This is a genomic window from Streptomyces sp. NPDC002926 (assembly GCF_053591755.1).
In genome coordinates this window covers 60,757-77,612 of the sequence record NZ_JBSFUK010000017.1, presented here as the reverse complement: position 1 = coordinate 77,612, position 16,856 = coordinate 60,757, and the positions used below count along the sequence as shown (strand labels likewise).

At 69.2% G+C, this 16,856-nt stretch carries 17 protein-coding genes; 10 read left to right on the top strand and 7 right to left on the bottom strand.

Annotated features, from left to right (window positions below; genetic code table 11):
- The first annotated feature begins 14 nt into the window (after positions 1-14).
- Both ACWDZ6_RS23330 and ACWDZ6_RS23325 read left to right on the top strand, forming a co-directional pair.
- On the top strand, positions 15-563 hold the full coding sequence (locus ACWDZ6_RS23330; protein ID WP_451504365.1) for a DinB family protein: 549 nt from the start codon (positions 15-17) through the stop codon (positions 561-563).
- A gap of 326 nt (positions 564-889) precedes the next feature.
- Positions 890-1,531 carry a PadR family transcriptional regulator gene (locus tag ACWDZ6_RS23325; RefSeq protein ID WP_451504364.1) on the top strand — a complete coding sequence of 214 codons (642 nt, stop codon included), beginning with the start codon at positions 890-892 and terminating at the stop codon, positions 1,529-1,531.
- A gap of 59 nt (positions 1,532-1,590) precedes the next feature.
- Here the strand turns inward: ACWDZ6_RS23325 and ACWDZ6_RS23320 are convergent, their stop codons facing one another.
- Positions 1,591-3,009 carry a glutamate decarboxylase gene (locus ACWDZ6_RS23320; protein WP_451504363.1) on the bottom strand — a complete coding sequence of 473 codons (1,419 nt, stop codon included), beginning with the start codon at positions 3,007-3,009 and terminating at the stop codon, positions 1,591-1,593.
- Positions 3,010-3,182: 173 nt separating this feature from the next.
- Here ACWDZ6_RS23320 and ACWDZ6_RS23315 point away from each other — a divergent pair, with 173 nt between their 5' ends.
- Complete coding sequence (locus tag ACWDZ6_RS23315; protein ID WP_451504362.1) at positions 3,183-3,941, top strand: MerR family transcriptional regulator; 759 nt, start codon at positions 3,183-3,185, stop codon at positions 3,939-3,941.
- Between the two features lie 36 nt (positions 3,942-3,977).
- On the opposite strand, the gene ACWDZ6_RS23310 is transcribed toward ACWDZ6_RS23315, so the two are convergent.
- Positions 3,978-4,343 (bottom strand): YbjQ family protein, encoded by a 366-nt coding sequence (locus tag ACWDZ6_RS23310; RefSeq protein ID WP_451504361.1) that lies wholly within the window; start codon positions 4,341-4,343, stop codon positions 3,978-3,980.
- A 201-nt stretch (positions 4,344-4,544) separates the two neighbouring features.
- Between ACWDZ6_RS23310 and ACWDZ6_RS23305 the strand changes: the two genes are divergently transcribed.
- The gene (locus tag ACWDZ6_RS23305; protein WP_451504360.1) at positions 4,545-5,240 is read left to right on the top strand and encodes a DedA family protein; all 696 of its coding nucleotides are present in this window, start codon (positions 4,545-4,547) and stop codon (positions 5,238-5,240) included.
- Between the two features lie 18 nt (positions 5,241-5,258).
- Here ACWDZ6_RS23305 and ACWDZ6_RS23300 read toward each other — a convergent pair whose 3' ends face one another.
- Both ACWDZ6_RS23300 and ACWDZ6_RS23295 read right to left on the bottom strand, forming a co-directional pair.
- Positions 5,259-6,911, bottom strand: a complete 1,653-nt coding sequence (locus ACWDZ6_RS23300; RefSeq protein WP_389179461.1) for a threonine/serine exporter family protein — start codon at positions 6,909-6,911, stop codon at positions 5,259-5,261.
- A 146-nt stretch (positions 6,912-7,057) separates the two neighbouring features.
- The gene (locus tag ACWDZ6_RS23295) at positions 7,058-7,552 is read right to left on the bottom strand and encodes an inorganic diphosphatase (RefSeq protein ID WP_108151010.1); all 495 of its coding nucleotides are present in this window, start codon (positions 7,550-7,552) and stop codon (positions 7,058-7,060) included.
- Between the two features lie 86 nt (positions 7,553-7,638).
- Here ACWDZ6_RS23295 and dacB point away from each other — a divergent pair, with 86 nt between their 5' ends.
- The 6 genes from dacB to folE all read left to right on the top strand — a co-directional run bounded on the left by dacB (position 7,639) and on the right by folE (position 15,014).
- Positions 7,639-9,042 carry a D-alanyl-D-alanine carboxypeptidase/D-alanyl-D-alanine endopeptidase gene (dacB, locus tag ACWDZ6_RS23290; protein ID WP_451504359.1) on the top strand — a complete coding sequence of 468 codons (1,404 nt, stop codon included), beginning with the start codon at positions 7,639-7,641 and terminating at the stop codon, positions 9,040-9,042.
- Between the two features lie 67 nt (positions 9,043-9,109).
- Complete coding sequence (locus ACWDZ6_RS23285; RefSeq protein WP_451504358.1) at positions 9,110-10,237, top strand: zinc-dependent metalloprotease; 1,128 nt, start codon at positions 9,110-9,112, stop codon at positions 10,235-10,237.
- 186 nt (positions 10,238-10,423) lie between these two features.
- On the top strand, positions 10,424-11,497 hold the full coding sequence (tilS, locus tag ACWDZ6_RS23280; RefSeq protein WP_451504357.1) for a tRNA lysidine(34) synthetase TilS: 1,074 nt from the start codon (positions 10,424-10,426) through the stop codon (positions 11,495-11,497).
- Positions 11,498-11,548: 51 nt separating this feature from the next.
- The gene (gene hpt / locus ACWDZ6_RS23275; protein ID WP_326655330.1) at positions 11,549-12,088 is read left to right on the top strand and encodes a hypoxanthine phosphoribosyltransferase; all 540 of its coding nucleotides are present in this window, start codon (positions 11,549-11,551) and stop codon (positions 12,086-12,088) included.
- Positions 12,089-12,260: 172 nt separating this feature from the next.
- Complete coding sequence (ftsH, locus tag ACWDZ6_RS23270) at positions 12,261-14,291, top strand: ATP-dependent zinc metalloprotease FtsH (protein ID WP_366731296.1); 2,031 nt, start codon at positions 12,261-12,263, stop codon at positions 14,289-14,291.
- A 117-nt stretch (positions 14,292-14,408) separates the two neighbouring features.
- On the top strand, positions 14,409-15,014 hold the full coding sequence (gene folE, locus ACWDZ6_RS23265; RefSeq protein ID WP_326651661.1) for a GTP cyclohydrolase I FolE: 606 nt from the start codon (positions 14,409-14,411) through the stop codon (positions 15,012-15,014).
- A 150-nt stretch (positions 15,015-15,164) separates the two neighbouring features.
- Here the strand turns inward: folE and ACWDZ6_RS23260 are convergent, their stop codons facing one another.
- From ACWDZ6_RS23260 to folB, 3 genes are all read right to left on the bottom strand, one after another.
- On the bottom strand, positions 15,165-15,644 hold the full coding sequence (locus tag ACWDZ6_RS23260; RefSeq protein ID WP_366731295.1) for a DUF3180 domain-containing protein: 480 nt from the start codon (positions 15,642-15,644) through the stop codon (positions 15,165-15,167).
- Between the two features lie 62 nt (positions 15,645-15,706).
- Positions 15,707-16,330 (bottom strand): 2-amino-4-hydroxy-6-hydroxymethyldihydropteridine diphosphokinase, encoded by a 624-nt coding sequence (gene folK / locus ACWDZ6_RS23255; protein ID WP_351458418.1) that lies wholly within the window; start codon positions 16,328-16,330, stop codon positions 15,707-15,709.
- On the bottom strand, positions 16,327-16,686 hold the full coding sequence (gene folB, locus ACWDZ6_RS23250; RefSeq protein ID WP_366731294.1) for a dihydroneopterin aldolase: 360 nt from the start codon (positions 16,684-16,686) through the stop codon (positions 16,327-16,329). The genes folK and folB overlap by 4 nt, the downstream gene beginning before the upstream one ends.
- Positions 16,687-16,856 lie beyond the last annotated feature (170 nt).

Here is a 16,856-nt window from a genome sequence, read left to right as displayed (position 1 = left end):
GAAGGGCGGACATCATGGTCACTCACGTTCCCGCGGAGGCCCAGGGCGACGAGCGTGGCGCGCTCCTCTCCTTCGTCGAGGCGCAGCGCGGCGCGCTCCGCCGCTCCGTACTCGGACTGACCGAAGGACAGGCCGCGAGCCGCCCCAGCGCCAGCGAGCTCTCCCTCTCCGGACTGCTCAAGCATGTCGCGGAGACGGAGCTCGGCTGGCTGCGGCTGGCGCAGCAGAAGCCGAACGAGAAGCAGCGCACCGAGGAGACCTGGACCGACAGCTTCCGTCTCGTCGGGGACGAGACGATCCCCGGCGTGCTGGCCTTCTGGGACGAAGTGGCCAAGGAGACCGCCGAGTTCATCCAGTCCGTGCCCAGCCTGAACGACACCTTCCCGCTGCCCCCGCAGCCCTGGTACCCCAAGGACGGTGCGGTGTCGATGCGCTGGCTGCTGCTGCACCTGGTGGAGGAGATCGGCCGGCACGCGGGCCACGCGGACATCGTCCGCGAGTCGCTGGACGGCAAGACCGCCTTCGAGCTGGTGGCCCTGGAGAGCGGCCAGAGCTGGGGCTAGGGGTTCCCGGCTCCACCGCGGCGGCCCGTGCACGCAGGCGGGCCGCCGCGTCGTCGTCGTGGGGCTGCCGGTGGTGCTGGTCCTCGCCGATCCGTTTCCCGACGCGGATGCGGTTGCCGCCGGGGTCGGTCGTCAGGAACTGGCGAACCCCGTGGCTGGTGTCGGTGAGCGTCCCGATCCGCGGCAGACCGCGCGTCGGGATCTTTCCGTACGCTGCCTTCAGGCCGGTCAGGAAGGACTCGTACAGCGCGTCCACCACGTCCGTGAGAATCGCCTTCCCGGCCGCGCCAGCTACTCTAGTCAAAGTTGAATAGAAAGGTATGCGGATGTCTGCGATCCGGCTGCTCGTCCTCGGGGCCGTACGCCAGCACGGGCGGGCGCACGGTTACCAGGTCCGCAACGACCTGGAGTACTGGGGCGCGCACGAGTGGTCCAACGCCAAGCCCGGCTCGATCTATCACGCGCTGAAACAGATGGCGAAACAAGGACTCCTGCACGCTCATGAGATCGCTCCGTCCACGGCCGGCGGTCCGCCCCGTACCGAGTACGAGATCACCGGGAAGGGTACCGAGGAGTACTTCGGGCTGCTGCGCGAGTCGCTGACGTCCTACGACCAGAAGATGGATGTGCTCTCGGCGGGGATCGGCTTCATCGTCGACCTGAGGCGCGAGGAAGCCGTGGCGCTGCTCAAGGAGCGGGTGCGCGGACTCCAGGAGTGGCGGTCCTCGGTGACGGACTACTACACGCCCGAGGGCGGGCCCGAGTCGATCGGGCACATCGGCGAGATCATGAACATGTGGGTCTCCTCGGCGGATTCGGGTGCGGAGTGGACGCAGGGCCTGATCCGGCGGATCGAGGGCGGGGCGTACACCTTCGCGGGGGAGGGTGAGCCGTTTGTGGGGGTGCTCCCCGAGGCCGGGGAGTATCCGTACGAGAAGGGCGAGCCGCATGAGGAGGATCGGAGCTGATGTGCCCGGTCGTGGATCTGGGCGCGTGGCCCGACCGGATCGGCTGCCGGAGGCGGCCGTCAGTGGTGGAAGGCTGTCGCCGCGGCCGTGTCCTTGCTCAAGGGGTGGGGCTGGCGGCGCAGTTCCGGCAGCAGCGCCCGCAGGTCTTCGAGCAGTAGATCGCCGAGGTCCTCCGAGAAGCCGTTGCGGCAGACCATGCGCACAACCGAGAGATCCTCGCGATTCGCCGGGAAGGTGTACGCGGGCACCGTCCAGCCCTGCTCGCGCAGGCGTCGCGAGACGTCGAAGACGTCGAAGTTCTGCACGCCCGGTGCGGTGGTGAAGGCGAACACGGGCAACTGGTCGCCATGGGTGAGGAGTCGGAAATCACCCAGGGCCGCGATCTTGTCCGCGAGCCCGACGGCGACATCGCGGGTCGTCTGCTGGACGGCCCGGTACCCATCCCGCCCCAGCCGCAGGAACGTGTAGTACTGCGCCACGACCTGCGCGCCGGGCCGGGAGAAGTTGAGGGCGAAGGTGGGCATGTCGCCGCCCAGATAGTTGACCCGGAAGACCAGCTCCTCGGGCAGCTCGGCGGCCGAGCGCCACAGCGCCCAGCCGACGCCGGGATAGACCAGGCCGTATTTGTGCCCGGAGGTGTTGATGGAGGAGACGCGCGGCAGCCGGAAGTCCCAGACCAGCTCCTCGTCGATGAAGGGCGCGACCATCGCGCCGGACGCGCCGTCGACATGGACGGGGATGTCCAGGCCGGTGCGCTCCTGGAGGGCGTCCAGGGCCGCGCAGACCTCGGCGACCGGTTCGTACGACCCGTCGAAGGTCGAGCCGAGCACGCTCACGACGCCGATGGTGTTCTCGTCGCAGAGATCGGCGGCGGCCTGCGGGTCGAGGTGGAAGCGGTCGCCCTCCATGGGCACGAGCCGCGGTTCGACCTCCCAGAAGGTGCAGAATTTGTCCCAGCAGACCTGGACGTTGATGCCCATGACGAGATTCGGCCGGGCGGTGGCGGGGTAACGGTCGCTGTTGCGCAGCATCCAGCGCCGCTTGAGGGCCATCCCGGCGAGCATGCAGGCCTCGCTGGAGCCGGTGGTCGAGCAGCCCACCACGGCGCTGGGCTCCGGGGCGCGCCAGAGGTCGGCGAGCATGGCCACGCAGCGCCGCTCCAGTTCCGCCGTGCGGGGGTACTCGTCCTTGTCGATCATGTTCTTGTCCCTGCACTCCGCCATCAGCACCCCGGCCTGCCCCTCCATCCAGGTGGTGACGAAGGTGGCGAGGTTGAGCCGGGAGTTGCCGTCGAGCATCAGCTCGTCATGGACCAGCCGGTACGCGGTCGACGGCGGCATCGGACCGTCGGGAAGCCGGTGCTTGGGCGGGGCGGCGGTCATTCCGCTGACCGGGTCGGCCTCCCCGATGAAGGGGTTGAGGGAGAGCCGGCGCTCCTGCTCGCCGGGGGAGTCGCTTGCGCCCTTGTGGAGTGGCATCCGTCGCTCTGCCTTCCTCGGTCCGGATAAGTCCAAGCGCGACGATACGGACAAAACAGACCGTCGGCTCGTCGGGCGGAGACGGGGCCGCGCCTCACCCTTGGGCTTGCACCTCACGTGAGGTGAGGACTCAGGCTGAGGTGCGTACCGGGAAACGAAGGGAGCGGAAAGCGATGAGCTACTCCGTGGGAGAGGTCGCCGGTTTCGCCGGAGTGACGGTGCGCACACTGCATCACTACGACGAGATCGGACTGCTCGCCCCGGGCGGTCGCAGCCGTGCGGGCCACCGGCGTTACGACGACGCCGACCTCGACCGGCTGCAGCAGATCCTGTTCTACCGGGAGCTCGGCTTCCCGCTCGACGAGGTCGCGGCACTGCTCGACGACCCGGATGCGGACCCGCGGGAACACCTGCGCCGGCAGCACGCGCTGCTGTCCGCCCGGATCACCAAGCTGCAGGAGATGGCCGCCGCCGTCGAACAAGCCATGGAGGCGAAGAAGATGGGCATCAACCTCACGCCCGAGGAGAAATTCGAGGTCTTCGGGGACCAGGACCCCGAGCAGTACGCACAGGAGGCGGAGCGGCGCTGGGGCGGCACCGAGACCTACGCCGAGTCGCAGCGAAGGGCCGCGGCCTACACCAAGGAGGACTGGAAGCGCATGCAGGCCGAGGTCGCCGACTGGAGCGCGCGCTACGACGCCCTGATGGCGGCCGGTGAGCCGCCGACCGGTGAGCGGGCCATGGACCTGGCCGAGGAGCACCGGCAGCACATCACCCAGTGGTTCTACGAGTGCTCCTACGAGATCCACACGGGGCTCGGCGAGATGTATGTGTCGGACGAACGGTTCCGCGCGTTCTACGACTCCACCCGGCCGGGGCTCGCCGTCCATCTGCGTGACGCGATCCTCGCCAACGCGGTGCGCAACAGCTGAGTGATTCCTGGTCCGGATACGGGGCTCGTCCAGGGCTCAGGTCCGGGCCAGGATCACCGCGGTGCCGTAGGCACAGACCTCCGTGCCCACATCCGCCGCTTCCGTCACATCGAAGCGGAACATCAGCACCGCGTTCGCGCCGCGCGACCGCGCCTGCTCGACGAGCCGGTCCATCGCCTGGTTGCGGGTCTCGACCAGGGTCTTGGTCAGACCCTTCAGCTCGCCGCCGATCATCGACTTGAGGCCCGCCCCGATCTGGCTGCCCAGATGCCGCGAGCGCACCGTCAGACCGAAGACCTCGCCGATGACCTCCTGCACCTGGAATCCGGGTACGTCGTTCGTGGTGACGACCAGCACATCGGACTGCTTGCCCTGTCCGCCGCCGTAATCATCGATGCCCATGTGCGTCCACCTTCCGTACCGCTGCGTCCGACGCTCGTGACGCTGGTGACGCTTCTGACGCACAGCTTTGTCCCAGTCCGCGCACAGTGCATCCCGAACGGGCGGATGGAACGTGGGGGTGCTCGAGGGCGTTGGTACCTTTGTGCGGCCGACCAGGTCGATCGCCGATCGACCGACTATCGACTCAGGAGCCCGGACCTCGTGACCACCCTTGCGCTCGGACCGAGCTGGCTGGACCCGGACTATCTGATCGGGACTTTCGGCCTCATCGGTGTCCTGGTCATCGTCTTCGCCGAGTCCGGCCTGCTCATCGGCTTCTTTCTGCCGGGTGACTCGCTGCTGTTCACCACCGGCCTGCTGGTGACGACCGGGAGCCTGGACGACCTGCCGCTGTGGGCGGTGTGCGCCCTGGTGGTGCTTGCCGCGATCGCCGGCGACCAAGTCGGCTATCTCTTCGGCCGGAAGGTCGGACCCTCGCTCTTCAAACGCCCCGACTCCAGGCTCTTCAAGCAGGAGAACGTGGAGAAGGCGCACGAGTTCTTCGAGAAGTACGGCCCCAAGTCGCTTGTCCTGGCCCGCTTCGTGCCCATCGTGCGTACCTTCACGCCGATCATCGCCGGTGTGAGCCGGATGAACTACCGCTCGTTCATCACCTTCAACGTCATCGGCGGCACGCTCTGGGGCGCGGGAGTCACGCTGCTCGGCGCAGCGCTCGGCAAGGTCGAGTTCGTCAACAAGAACATCGAAGCGATCCTGATCCTGATCGTGCTGATCTCGGTCGTCCCCATCGGAATCGAGTTCCTGCGGGCCCGCTCCAAGAACAAGAAGGAAGCCGCCGCTGCCGGACCGGCGGCCGATGCGCCGCAGGCCCAGCGCGGCCGCCACGCCAAGCGCTGACCGCTTCCCGCCGGGGGTCTAGAAGCCGCGCGTCCGCTTGGCCGCGCGGCGCCCGGCCGGGCCCTCGGTGACCGGCAACCGCAGGAACAGCCGGGAGATCTCCCCGCCCAGGTTCACCCCGATCGCGATGGCCAGCGCCAGCGCCGCCGCCTTGGACAGTGAGGCGAGGCCCGCGTTGAGATCGTTCCTGGCGATCTCCAGCAGCCCGAAGTACGTCGCGCTACCCGGCAGCAGCGGCCCGATCGCGGCGGTGACGTACGGCAGCGCGGACGCGAACCGGTAGCGCGAGAACATGTGCCCGAAGAGGCCCACCAGACCGGCCGCGACGGCCGTCGCGGCGACCGGCGGCACATTCGCGATGTCCGCGAGCGCCGCGTACACCACCCAGGCCACTCCGCCGTTGAGCGCAGCCAGCGGCACCGTGTTGCGCTCCTGCTGCAGCAGTACGGCGAAGCAGAGCGACAGCGCCATCGCCGCCAGCGTCTGGATCACCGGCCGCTCGACGCTGTGGATGGCGGTCTCCGGGTTGAGGCCCGCGTCCAGCGCGACGCCCAGATAGAGCACCATGAGTACGCCGACGACGATGCCCACGACGAGATAGCCCACCTCGAGCAGGCGGGCGGCCGCCGTGATGTAGAAGCCCGTCAGGCCGTCCTGCACACCGGCGACCAGCGCCCGTCCCGGGATCAGCGCGAAGAGTCCACCGGTGATCACTGCGGAGGCGCGCACCTCCAGCGGCGACAGCGTCAGGGCGACACCCATCGCGGCCGGCGGCATGGCCGCCGCCACGAACTGGTAGAACTCCGGCAGCCCGCGGCCCGCGCACAGCCAGGCCAGCCGGTCACCGAGCATCGCGCCGACCGCCGCCGCGAGGAACACCAGCAGATTGCCGCCGACCAGCACGGATGCCGAGCCGGCCAGCAGACCGCCGGCCGAGGTGAGCGCCCAGCCCGGATACGGGTGCCGGTTACGGCGTATCTCCGCGAGTCGCCGGTAGGCCTCCTCCAGCGAGATCTCCGCCTCCTCGGAGCTGATGTCGTGGACGAGGCGGTAGACGGCCGCAAGCCGGGTGTAGTCGGTGCCACGTCGCCGAACCGTCCGGTTCGCCGTGACCGGATCGTCGACCAGCGAGGGCTGGTACGTGATCGACAGCAGGGTGAAGGTGACGGTCGGCTCGCAGCGGTCGAGTCCGTACGAACGCGAGATGGCGAACATGGCCGCCTCGACGTCCTCCGCGCCCTCGCCCCCCGCGAGCAGCAGTTCGCCGATACGGAGCGTCAGGTCCAGCACGCGGGGAACGGCGGGACCGGCCTCGTCCTGCTTCTGCACCGCCTCGGGAACCGGCCGTTCGCCCACCGGCATCCGCAGCATCGCCCGCATCCGGTCCTGCCAGGGCGCGTCCTTGGTGAGCCGGACCACGGGGATGCCGTGCGCCGGGGTGAAGGCGGGCGGTGAGTTCTTGGCGCTGTAGGTGCGGGGCGCTGCGAAAGCGGAACCCTCCGGCTCGGCCGGAGCCTCGGTGCCGATCCCTGCCGGTACGGCGAACTCCGAGGATGGATGGTCCTCCTCGGGCGCTTCCGGCTGTCCCACACCGGATGGCGGGGTGAAGGCGCTGTGCGCCTCGTCGGACTGAGGCTTCCGGTCTTCCGGACCCTCCGGTTCCGCCACCACGTGCTGTCCTCGCTCCCTCTCGTGTCGCCGTGTCAGCTCAGTATGGGCATGGACACCCGGGCACACGAACGACGGGCGGTGCACCCCGAGGGTGCACCGCCCGTACGAGCAGCTCAGCGGCGTATCAGTACGCGCTCAGCGCGAGCTCAGTGAGCCCCGCCCTGCGCCTCGAGGCGCTTGTAGGAGGCCTCGATCTCCGCCTCGGCCTCGGTGCGGCCGACCCAGTTCGCGCCCTCTACGGACTTGCCCGGCTCCAGGTCCTTGTAGACCTCGAAGAAGTGCTGGATCTCCAGCCGGTCGAACTCGGACACGTGGTGGATGTCGCGCAGGTGCTCCACCCGCGGGTCGGAGGCCGGCACGCACAGCAGCTTGTCGTCGCCGCCCGCCTCGTCCGTCATCCGGAACATTCCGATGGCGCGGCACTTGATCAGGCAGCCGGGGAAGGTCGGCTCGTCAAGGATGACCAGCGCGTCCAGCGGGTCGCCGTCCTCGCCGAGGGTGTTCTCGACGAAGCCGTAGTCGGCCGGGTAGCTGGTCGAGGTGAAGAGTCGACGGTCCAGGCGGATCCGACCGGTCTCGTGGTCCACCTCGTACTTGTTCCGCGAACCCTTCGGGATCTCGATGGTGACGTCGAACTCCACGGGTGGCTCCTCCATGATCAACACATACGTCTGGTGGTTAAGTGTCCCTCACGCAGGTGTGTGATCGCGAAAGGGGCTGGTGCGAGGTGCCAGAGGTCAGGACGTGGCAGCTCGCTGCGGGCGCCGCCGTGGTCGGCCTCGCCCTCGCTGCCGGGGCGGTGGCCGCGGCCGGTCCTTGGGACTCTGGCCAGCGTAAGGCCGAGAGAGAGCGGGTGGATGCCCAGAGCGACGTGGGTGGCGCACATCACGAGGTCCGCGGGGCGAAGCGCCCGGCGCCTGCGCCCAGCGCCCCCGGCGTGCTCGCCGGGCTCGGTGCCCCCGCGACCGCCCCCGCCACCGCGCCGGCGACCACGCCCGCCGAGCTCGCGAAGCTGCTCGCGCCGCTCCTGGGTGACCCGGGGCTCGGAGCTGTCCGTACGGCCTCGGTCGTCGATGTCGCGACCGGCAGGCAGTTGTACGGGAAGGGGGCCGCGGACCCGATGACACCGGCCTCCACCATCAAGATCGCCACCTCGGTCGCGGCGCTGTCGGCGCTCGGCCCCGACCACCGCATCCCCACCACGGTCGTCGCGTCCAAGGACGGCAGGACGCTCACGCTGGTCGGCGGCGGCGACGCGACCCTCGACAAGGCCGGTCTGGGCAGGCTCGCCGACCGGACGGCACGTGCCTTGCGCGACCGGGGGACCACCACGGTCCGTCTCACGTACGACACTTCGCTCTACGCGGGCCCGGGGCGGCACCCCATCGGCCCCAACGGCAACATCGCCCCGGTCAGCGCGCTGATGGTCGGCCAGGGGCGGATCGACGACAGGACCACCGGCAACGCCGCGCGCACCGGGGACCCGGCCGGCGACGCGGCCCGCGTCTTCGGGCGCCTGCTGTCCGAGCGCGGCATCGACAGCTCCGCGGCACCCGCATCCGGCCGGCCCGCAGCCGGTTCGGCCCCTCTTGCCAAGGTCCTCTCCCCACCGCTCTCGGCACTGGTCGAGCGGGCGCTCACCACCAGCGACAACGACATCGCCGAAGCGCTTGCCCGGCAGACCGCGATCGCGGCGGGCGATGAGGCGAGTTTCGACGGCGCGGCGCGCGCCGTCACCAGACAACTCGGCAAACTGAAACTGCCGTTGACCGGCGCGCACTTCGCCGACGGCAGCGGTCTGAGCCGCGCCGACAAAATCTCCGCGAGCCTGCTGACCGCGCTGCTGACCCGCGCCGCCGACCCGGCCCACCCCGAACTGCGCCCGGTCCTGACCGGCCTCCCCGTCGCCGGCTTCAGCGGCACGCTGCAGACCCGCTACGGCGCCACCTCGCCGGGTACCGGCCTGGTGCGCGCCAAGACCGGCACCCTGAGCGGCGTCAACGCCCTGGCAGGCACGGTCGTCGCCCCGGACGGACGCCTCCTCGCCTTCGCTTTCCTGGCAGGGAGCACCCCCTCCGCGGAGGCCGCCCAGCCCGCCCTGGACCGGCTGGCCGCCGCACTGGCCTCGTGACGTACCCGGCGAATCGGTCGGTCCCAACACCTCACCGCCGCCGGAGCCGACAACGTACGGTTGACGCATGACGAGCATCGGTGGTGTCGAGATGGTCGACTGGAACCTCGCCGCGGCGACCGCAACCCGCTTCGTGCGGCCGGGCCCCGACGTGAGCCGGGACGAGGCGCGTGCCGTCGTCGCCGAACTGCGCAGGCATGCCAAATCCTCCGAAGAGCATGTGCGGTCCTTCACCCGGATGATCCCCGAAGGCCATGAGCCACAGGACACCCCTGTTCTCGTCGTGGACCGGGCGGGCTGGGTCAAGGCGAATGTCGCGGGCTTCCGCGAGCTGCTCAAGCCGCTGCTGGACAAGATGCAGGAGCGCCGCTCCGGCAGCCCGGGCGGCGCGCTGGTCGGCGCGGTCGGCGGCAAGGTGACCGGCGTCGAGCTGGGCATGCTGCTGTCGTTCCTGGCCTCGAGGGTCCTCGGCCAGTACGAGACCTTCGCCCCCGCCACCCGCGAGATGCCCGCCGGTCAGAACGGCGGCGGACGGCTGCTCCTCGTCGCCCCGAACATCGTCCATGTCGAGCGTGAACTCGAGGTCGACCCGCACGACTTCAGGCTCTGGGTCTGCCTGCACGAGGAGACCCACCGCACCCAGTTCACCGGTGTGCCGTGGCTGCGGGACCATCTCGAGGGCGAGATCCAGTCATTTCTCGGCGAGACCGAGATCGACCCGATGACCGTTCTGGAGCGGCTCCGGGAGGCCGCCCAGTCGCTCTCCGGCGCCCGTCCCGAGGGTGAGGAGGGCGAGGGCCGCTCCATCGTCGAGCTGGTGCAGACCCCCGCCCAGCGCGAGATCCTCAGTCGGCTGACCGCCGTGATGTCGCTGCTGGAGGGCCATGCGGATTTCGTGATGGACGGTGTCGGACCCGATGTCGTGCCGTCCGTCGCCGAGATCCGGGAGAAGTTCCAGCAGCGCAGGGCGCGTGGCGCGAGCCGTCTCGACCAGGCGCTGCGCAAGCTCCTGGGGCTCGACGCCAAGCTGCGTCAGTACCGCGACGGCGAGCGCTTCGTGCGCTCCGTGGTCGAGGAGGTCGGTATGGAGGGATTCAACCGGGTCTGGACGTCTCCGAACACCCTCCCCACCAAGGCGGAGATCGCCAAACCGGCGGACTGGGTCGCGAGGGTGCACCGTAAAGCAGAGTCGTGATCGGGCGGCGTCCGACGGCAGAAGGACGCCCCCCTAATCACCCATCCGAGGGACCGTAGGCAATGGGTAGGCGTGCAATGCTCGGGTATCGGCCCGGTTCTGTCACCATCGACGCACTCTGAGTGACTGAACTTCCGTCCCGACTCCGACCGAGGCACCCCCCAACTTTCACGAAGGGCACCGGACATGGGTCCCCATCCTGCGGTCGCGGCGATACGCCTGGCGGTCCGCCGCGTACTCCACGACGTACTCACCGAACACTGCGAACGTGTCGCACGCTCCGTGGGCCACGCGGCTCCCGCGCGCTCCTCCGCGACCTCCCCCCTCCATCAGGCGCCCTCAGGCGAGCAGCCGCTCGTCCTTGTGGCGTGCTCCGGCGGCGCCGACTCCATGGCCCTCGCCTCCGCCCTCGCCTTCGAGGCCCGCAAACTCTCCGTCCGGGCCGGGGGCGTCACCGTCGACCACGGTCTCCAGGACGGCTCCGACCTCCGCGCCGCCGAAGTCGCCGCGCGGCTCACCGCGCTGCAGCTCGACCCCGTCGAGGCCATCGCCGTACGGGTCGGCCGCGAGGGCGGCCCCGAGGCCGCGGCCCGCGATGCCCGCTACGCCGCCCTCGACGACGCCGCGGAGCGCCATGGCGCCGCGGCCGTGCTGCTCGGCCACACCCGCGATGATCAAGCTGAAACCGTCCTGCTGGGTCTCGCCCGCGGCTCCGGCATCCGCTCGCTCTCCGGAATGGCGGCCGTCTCGGGGGCGGCCGGCCGTTACCGCCGTCCCTTCCTCCAGCTCGACCGGCAGACCGCCCGCAAGGCCTGCATGGTCCAGTCGCTGCCCGTCTGGGACGACCCGCACAACGCCGACCCCGCATACACCCGCTCCCGGCTGCGCCATGAGGGCCTGCCCGCCCTGGAGAAGGCGCTCGGCAAGGGTGTCGTCGAGGCGCTCGCCCGTACCGCGCAGCTCTCCCGCGACGATGCGGACGCCCTGGACACCTGGGCCGCCGACGTGGACTCCTCCGTACGTGACGACGCCGGGCGGCTCGAGTGCGCGAAGCTCTACGCGCTGCCGCCCGCCGTCCGCCGCCGGGTGCTGCGCCGGGCCGCCATCGAGGCCGGTGCGCCCGCCGGATCGCTCTTCGCCCGGCACGTCGAGGAAGTCGACCGGCTGATCACGAGCTGGCGCGGTCAGGGAGCCATCAATTTGCCCGGGCGCGTCGAGGCACGGCGGCAGGGTGGCAGACTGGTCATCCGGCAAGGCTGACGCAGCTGCAGCGAATGCACAACGAAAGTGACCCGGGTGAACGAGAAGGACATGGGCACCGACCTCCAGTCGGTGCTTATCACCAAGGAAGAGATCGACGCGAAGCTGGCTGAACTGGCTGCGAAGATCGACGCGGAGTACGCGGACAAGGACCTGCTCATCGTCGGTGTCCTCAAGGGCGCCGTGATGGTGATGGCGGACCTGGCGCGTGCGCTGTCCACCCCCGTCACGATGGACTGGATGGCGGTGTCGTCCTACGGCGCGGGCACCCAGTCCTCGGGCGTGGTCCGGATCCTCAAGGACCTGGACACCGACATCAAGGGCAAGCACGTCCTGATCGTCGAGGACATCATCGACTCCGGCCTCACGCTCTCGTGGCTGCTGTCGAACCTCGGTTCGCGCGAGCCGGCCTCCCTCGAGGTCTGCACTCTGCTGCGTAAGCCGGATGCCGCAAAGGTGGCGATCGACGTGAAGTGGATCGGCTTCGACATCCCGAATGAGTTCGTTATCGGGTACGGGCTGGACTATGCGGAGAAGTACCGCAATCTTCCATTTGTCGGCACACTCGCGCCGCACGTCTACGGCGGCTGACGCCGCCGGGAACCTCAGCCCCCTTCTCGCCGTTGGAGGATGGGAGGGCGGGTTTGTCAGCCGTACCGTGCGGTCGCGGTGACGATGCTGGGGTACCGTCCGAAGAACAGTCTTTTCTCACAGCAGCATTTACCTACGGGCAGGAGGGACGGGGCGATTTCGCTCCGTATGGATGGACGTGAAGCGATACTTCCGTGGGCCGGTCATGTGGATCGTGCTGGCCGTCCTCGCCGTGGTCGTGTTGATGCAGGTCGTCGGCTCGTCCGGCGGCTACAAGACGGTGGACACTGGCGAGGTCGTCCAGGCGATCGACAAGAACCAGGTCGACCAGGTCAAGCTGACCACCGGCGACGAACAGATCATCAAGGTCGATCTGAAGGACGGCCAGAAGGTCAAGGGCGGCGACAAGATCCAGGCCAGCTATATCGGCACCCAGGGTGCTGATCTTGCGGCCACTCTGCAGAAGAAGTACGAAGCGGGCGACATCGAGAAGGGTTACACCGTCTCGCCGTCGAAGCAGAGCCCGTTCGTCTCGGTGCTGCTCTCACTGCTGCCCTTCGTCCTGATCGTCGTGGTCTTCCTGTTCCTGATGAATCAGATGCAGGGCGGCGGCTCCCGAGTCATGAACTTCGGGAAGTCCAAGGCCAAGCTGATCACCAAGGACACTCCGAAGACGACCTTCGCCGATGTGGCGGGGGCCGACGAGGCCGTCGAGGAACTCCACGAGATCAAGGAGTTCCTGCAGGAGCCGGCCAAGTTCCAGGCGGTCGGCGCCAAGATCCCGAAGGGTGTGCTGCTGTACGGCCCGCCCGGTACGGGCAAGACGCTGCTCGCTCGCGCCGTCGCGGGCGAGGCGGGCGTCCCCTTCTACTCGATCTCGGGTTCCGACTTCGTCGAGATGTTCGTCGGCGTCGGTGCCTCCCGAGTGCGTGACCTCTTCGAGCAGGCCAAGGCGAACGCCCCGGCGATCGTCTTCGTCGACGAGATCGACGCCGTCGGCCGGCACCGCGGTGCGGGTCTCGGCGGTGGCCACGACGAGCGCGAGCAGACGCTGAACCAGCTGCTCGTCGAGATGGACGGCTTCGACGTGAAGGGCGGCGTCATCCTGATCGCCGCCACCAACCGGCCGGACATCCTCGACCCGGCGCTGCTGCGTCCGGGCCGGTTCGACCGGCAGATCGCCGTCGACCGTCCTGATATGCAGGGCCGTCTGGAGATCCTCAAGGTCCACCAGAAGGGCAAGCCGGTCGCCCCGGACGTCGACCTGGGTGCTGTTGCCCGTCGTACGCCCGGCTTCACCGGCGCGGACCTGTCGAACGTGCTGAACGAAGCCGCGCTGCTCACCGCACGTGGCGACAAGAAGCTGGTCGACAACCACGCCCTGGACGAGGCGATCGACCGCGTCGTGGCGGGCCCGCAGAAGCGGACCCGGATCATGTCGGACAAGGAAAAGAAGATCACCGCGTACCACGAGGGCGGTCACGCCCTGGTCGCCGCGGCTTCGCCGAACTCCGACCCGGTCCACAAGATCACGATCCTGTCCCGTGGCCGTGCGCTCGGCTACACCATGGTCCTGCCGGACGAGGACAGGTACTCGACCACGCGCAACGAGATGCTCGACCAGCTGGCGTACATGCTGGGCGGGCGCGCGGCCGAGGAGCTCGTCTTCCACGACCCGACCACCGGTGCGGCCAACGACATCGAGAAGGCCACGACCACGGCCCGCGCGATGGTCACGCAGTACGGCATGACCGAGCGGCTCGGCGCGATCAAGTTCGGTGGCGACAACACCGAGCCGTTCCTGGGCCGTGAGATGGGTCACCAGCGCGACTACTCGGAAGAGGTTGCCGCGCTCGTCGACGAAGAGGTCAAGAAGCTCATCGAGACGGCGCACAACGAGGCCTGGGAGATCCTCGTCGAGAACCGCGACGTTCTCGACAACCTGGTCCTCCAGCTGCTGGAGAAGGAGACCCTCGGCAAGGAGCAGATCGCCGAGATCTTCGCGCCTCTCGTGCGGCGCCCGGCCCGCCCCGCGTGGACCGGCTCCTCGAGGCGTACGCCGTCCACGCGGCCGCCGGTGCTCTCGCCGAAGGAGCTGGCGCTGACCAACGGCGCCGCCGGCTCCAATGGCGCCAACGGCGCGGTGCCGACGGATGCCGCTCCCGCTGTGGAAGCGGTCCCGGAGGAGCGTCCGGAAGCCTGACCCGGCCGGCGCTCCGGTCACACGGGGCCCGGAATGAATGCCGCGCCCCCCAGGTTTTAGCCTGGGGGGCGCGGCATTCTCGTATGCACGCACTGAAAGCACAGGAACGAGGCACAGATGACCGACCCGGTGACGCTGGACGGCGAAGGCACAATCGGCGAGTTCGACGAGAAGCGGGCCGAGAACGCCGTACGCGAGCTCCTCATCGCGGTCGGGGAGGACCCGGACCGCGAGGGTCTGCGCGAGACGCCGGGCCGTGTGGCGCGCGCGTACAGGGAGCTCCTGGCCGGGCTGCGGCAGGAGCCCGAAGACGTCCTGACGACGACATTCGATCTGGGGCACGACGAGATGGTCCTGGTGAAGGACATCGAAATCGTGTCTCTGTGCGAGCACCATCTGCTGCCGTTCCATGGAGTTGCCCACGTCGGCTACATCCCGGCCGACACGGGCAAGATCACGGGCCTGTCGAAGCTGGCCCGCCTCGTCGATGTGTTTGCCCGTCGGCCGCAGGTGCAGGAACGACTCACCACGCAGATCGCGGACTCGCTGATGCGCATCCTCGAGGCGCGCGGCGCGATCGTGGTCATCGAGGCGGAGCACATGTGCATGTCGGTCCGGGGCATCCGCAAGCCCGGCGCCAAGACGACCACGTCGGCGGTGCGCGGCCAGCTGCGTGACGCCACCACGCGCGCCGAGGCGATGAGCCTGATACTGGCGCGATAGCTGGAGCGTCAGTGGTGCCCGATACCGTCCTGGATCAGTGAGTTGAGCGCTGATCCAGGCGGATCGCGACGGGGAGCGGGCTTCCGGGCAGGCAGAGGGTGAACGTGGCCGGCGGGCGCGAACCGGCCCCCAGGGCCGGTCGCGCGCCGCTCACGACGCCGCTGCCGTGTCTTTGTCGTCGTCCTCGGGGAGTTTGCAGACCCGCTCCAGGAAGAACGCGGCCGCGATCACTGCGATGCCCGCGACCACCGAGAAGCCCGCGTAGATCGCCTGGTCCCGGCGCGCCGGGATGTCCAGGGAGCTCAGCAGGAACACGCCCGTCCCGCCGTACAGCCCGCAGACCAGCGCCGCCACGAGAGCGCTCGCCTGGCCGAAGACCACAGCGCGCGCCGCCATCAGCGGCTCCACGCCCTTCGCACCGGGGCGCCGCTCGCGCTGTGCCTTCAGGCGGGCGCGGAGCGAGAGCGCGGTCGCGGTGAGGATCACCGCGATCACCGCCAGCACGATCGGCGCGGCCAGCGGCACGCTCGGCAGTGTGCCGAACGATTCCCAGAGCCGTGCGCCGCCCCAGCTCAGTACTCCCGCCACGATGAAGAGACCGGCCAGTACTCCGAGCCGCAGTTGCTTCACCCAGCGCCCCGCATTCTGTGTGTCGTGTGTCGTGTGCCATAAGGGCCCGAAGAGCCTAACGACTAGTCGGGCAGACGGAGTTCCAGATCGGCCCGGGGAAGCACACCGTCCTGGCCGACGCCGGCCAGCAGTTCGACGACCGGGCCGCGGCCCGGCAGCTGTGCCTCCGGCTCCACGTCGTGCCACGGGGCGAGTACAAAGGCGCGCTGATGTGCCCGCGGATGGGGAAGGGTGAGCAGCGGGTCGTCCGAGACGACATCCGCGTACGCCACGATGTCGACGTCGATCGTGCGCGGACCCCAGCGCTCCTCCCGGACCCGCTCGAAGGCTTCTTCGATGGCCTGTCCGCGCTCCAGCAGGGAGGACGGGGGCAGTGTGGTCTTGATCACGACCACCGCGTTGAAGTACGAGGGCTGGCTGCCGGGCGCGACGCCCCACGGCTCCGTCTCGTACACCGGAGAGACCGCCTTGACCCGGAGGCCCGGTGTGTCCTCGAGTGCGTCGATCGCACCCTGGAGCGTCTCGAGGCGGTTGCCCAGGTTGGAGCCGAGAGAGATCACGGCCCGTTTCGGATTGGACAGCGTGACATCGGCCGCGTCGACCTGTTCCACCACGGAGGCGGGCACCGGCTGCACGGTCGGGTCGCTCTGCGTCCAGTCCGAGGGGAACGACGAAGAAACGGTCATACTCGGCTCCGGGTGATCGTGATGGTCACGTCGTCAAAGGGCACGGTGATCGGGGCGTCCGGCTTGTGCACGACCACCTCGACCTCTTCCACGCCGTCGTGCTTGAGGCACTGCTGGGCGATCCGCTCGGCCAGGGTCTCGATGAGGTCGACGGGCTCGCCCTCGACGACGGCGACGACCTCCTCCGCCACAATGCCGTAGTGCACGGTCTTCGCCAGGTCGTCGCTGGCCGCGGCGGGGCGGGTGTCCAGGCCCAGCACCAGGTCCACGATGAACGTCTGCCCCTCCTCGCGCTCCCGGGGGAAGACGCCATGGTGCCCGCGGGCCTTGAGGCCGCGCAGCGCGACACGATCCACGCGAATCACTCCTGCTGTCGTTGGTTGCGGGCACACGACCACGTGCGGGTGGCTCGGTGTCCCCATTCGAATCTACCTGCGGGCACCGACAGTGCTAGCCCACGGGGGTTGTGGAAAGGCATGCCGCGAGGCTGGTAGCCGCCCTACCCGGGACCCGGATTTCCAATCCC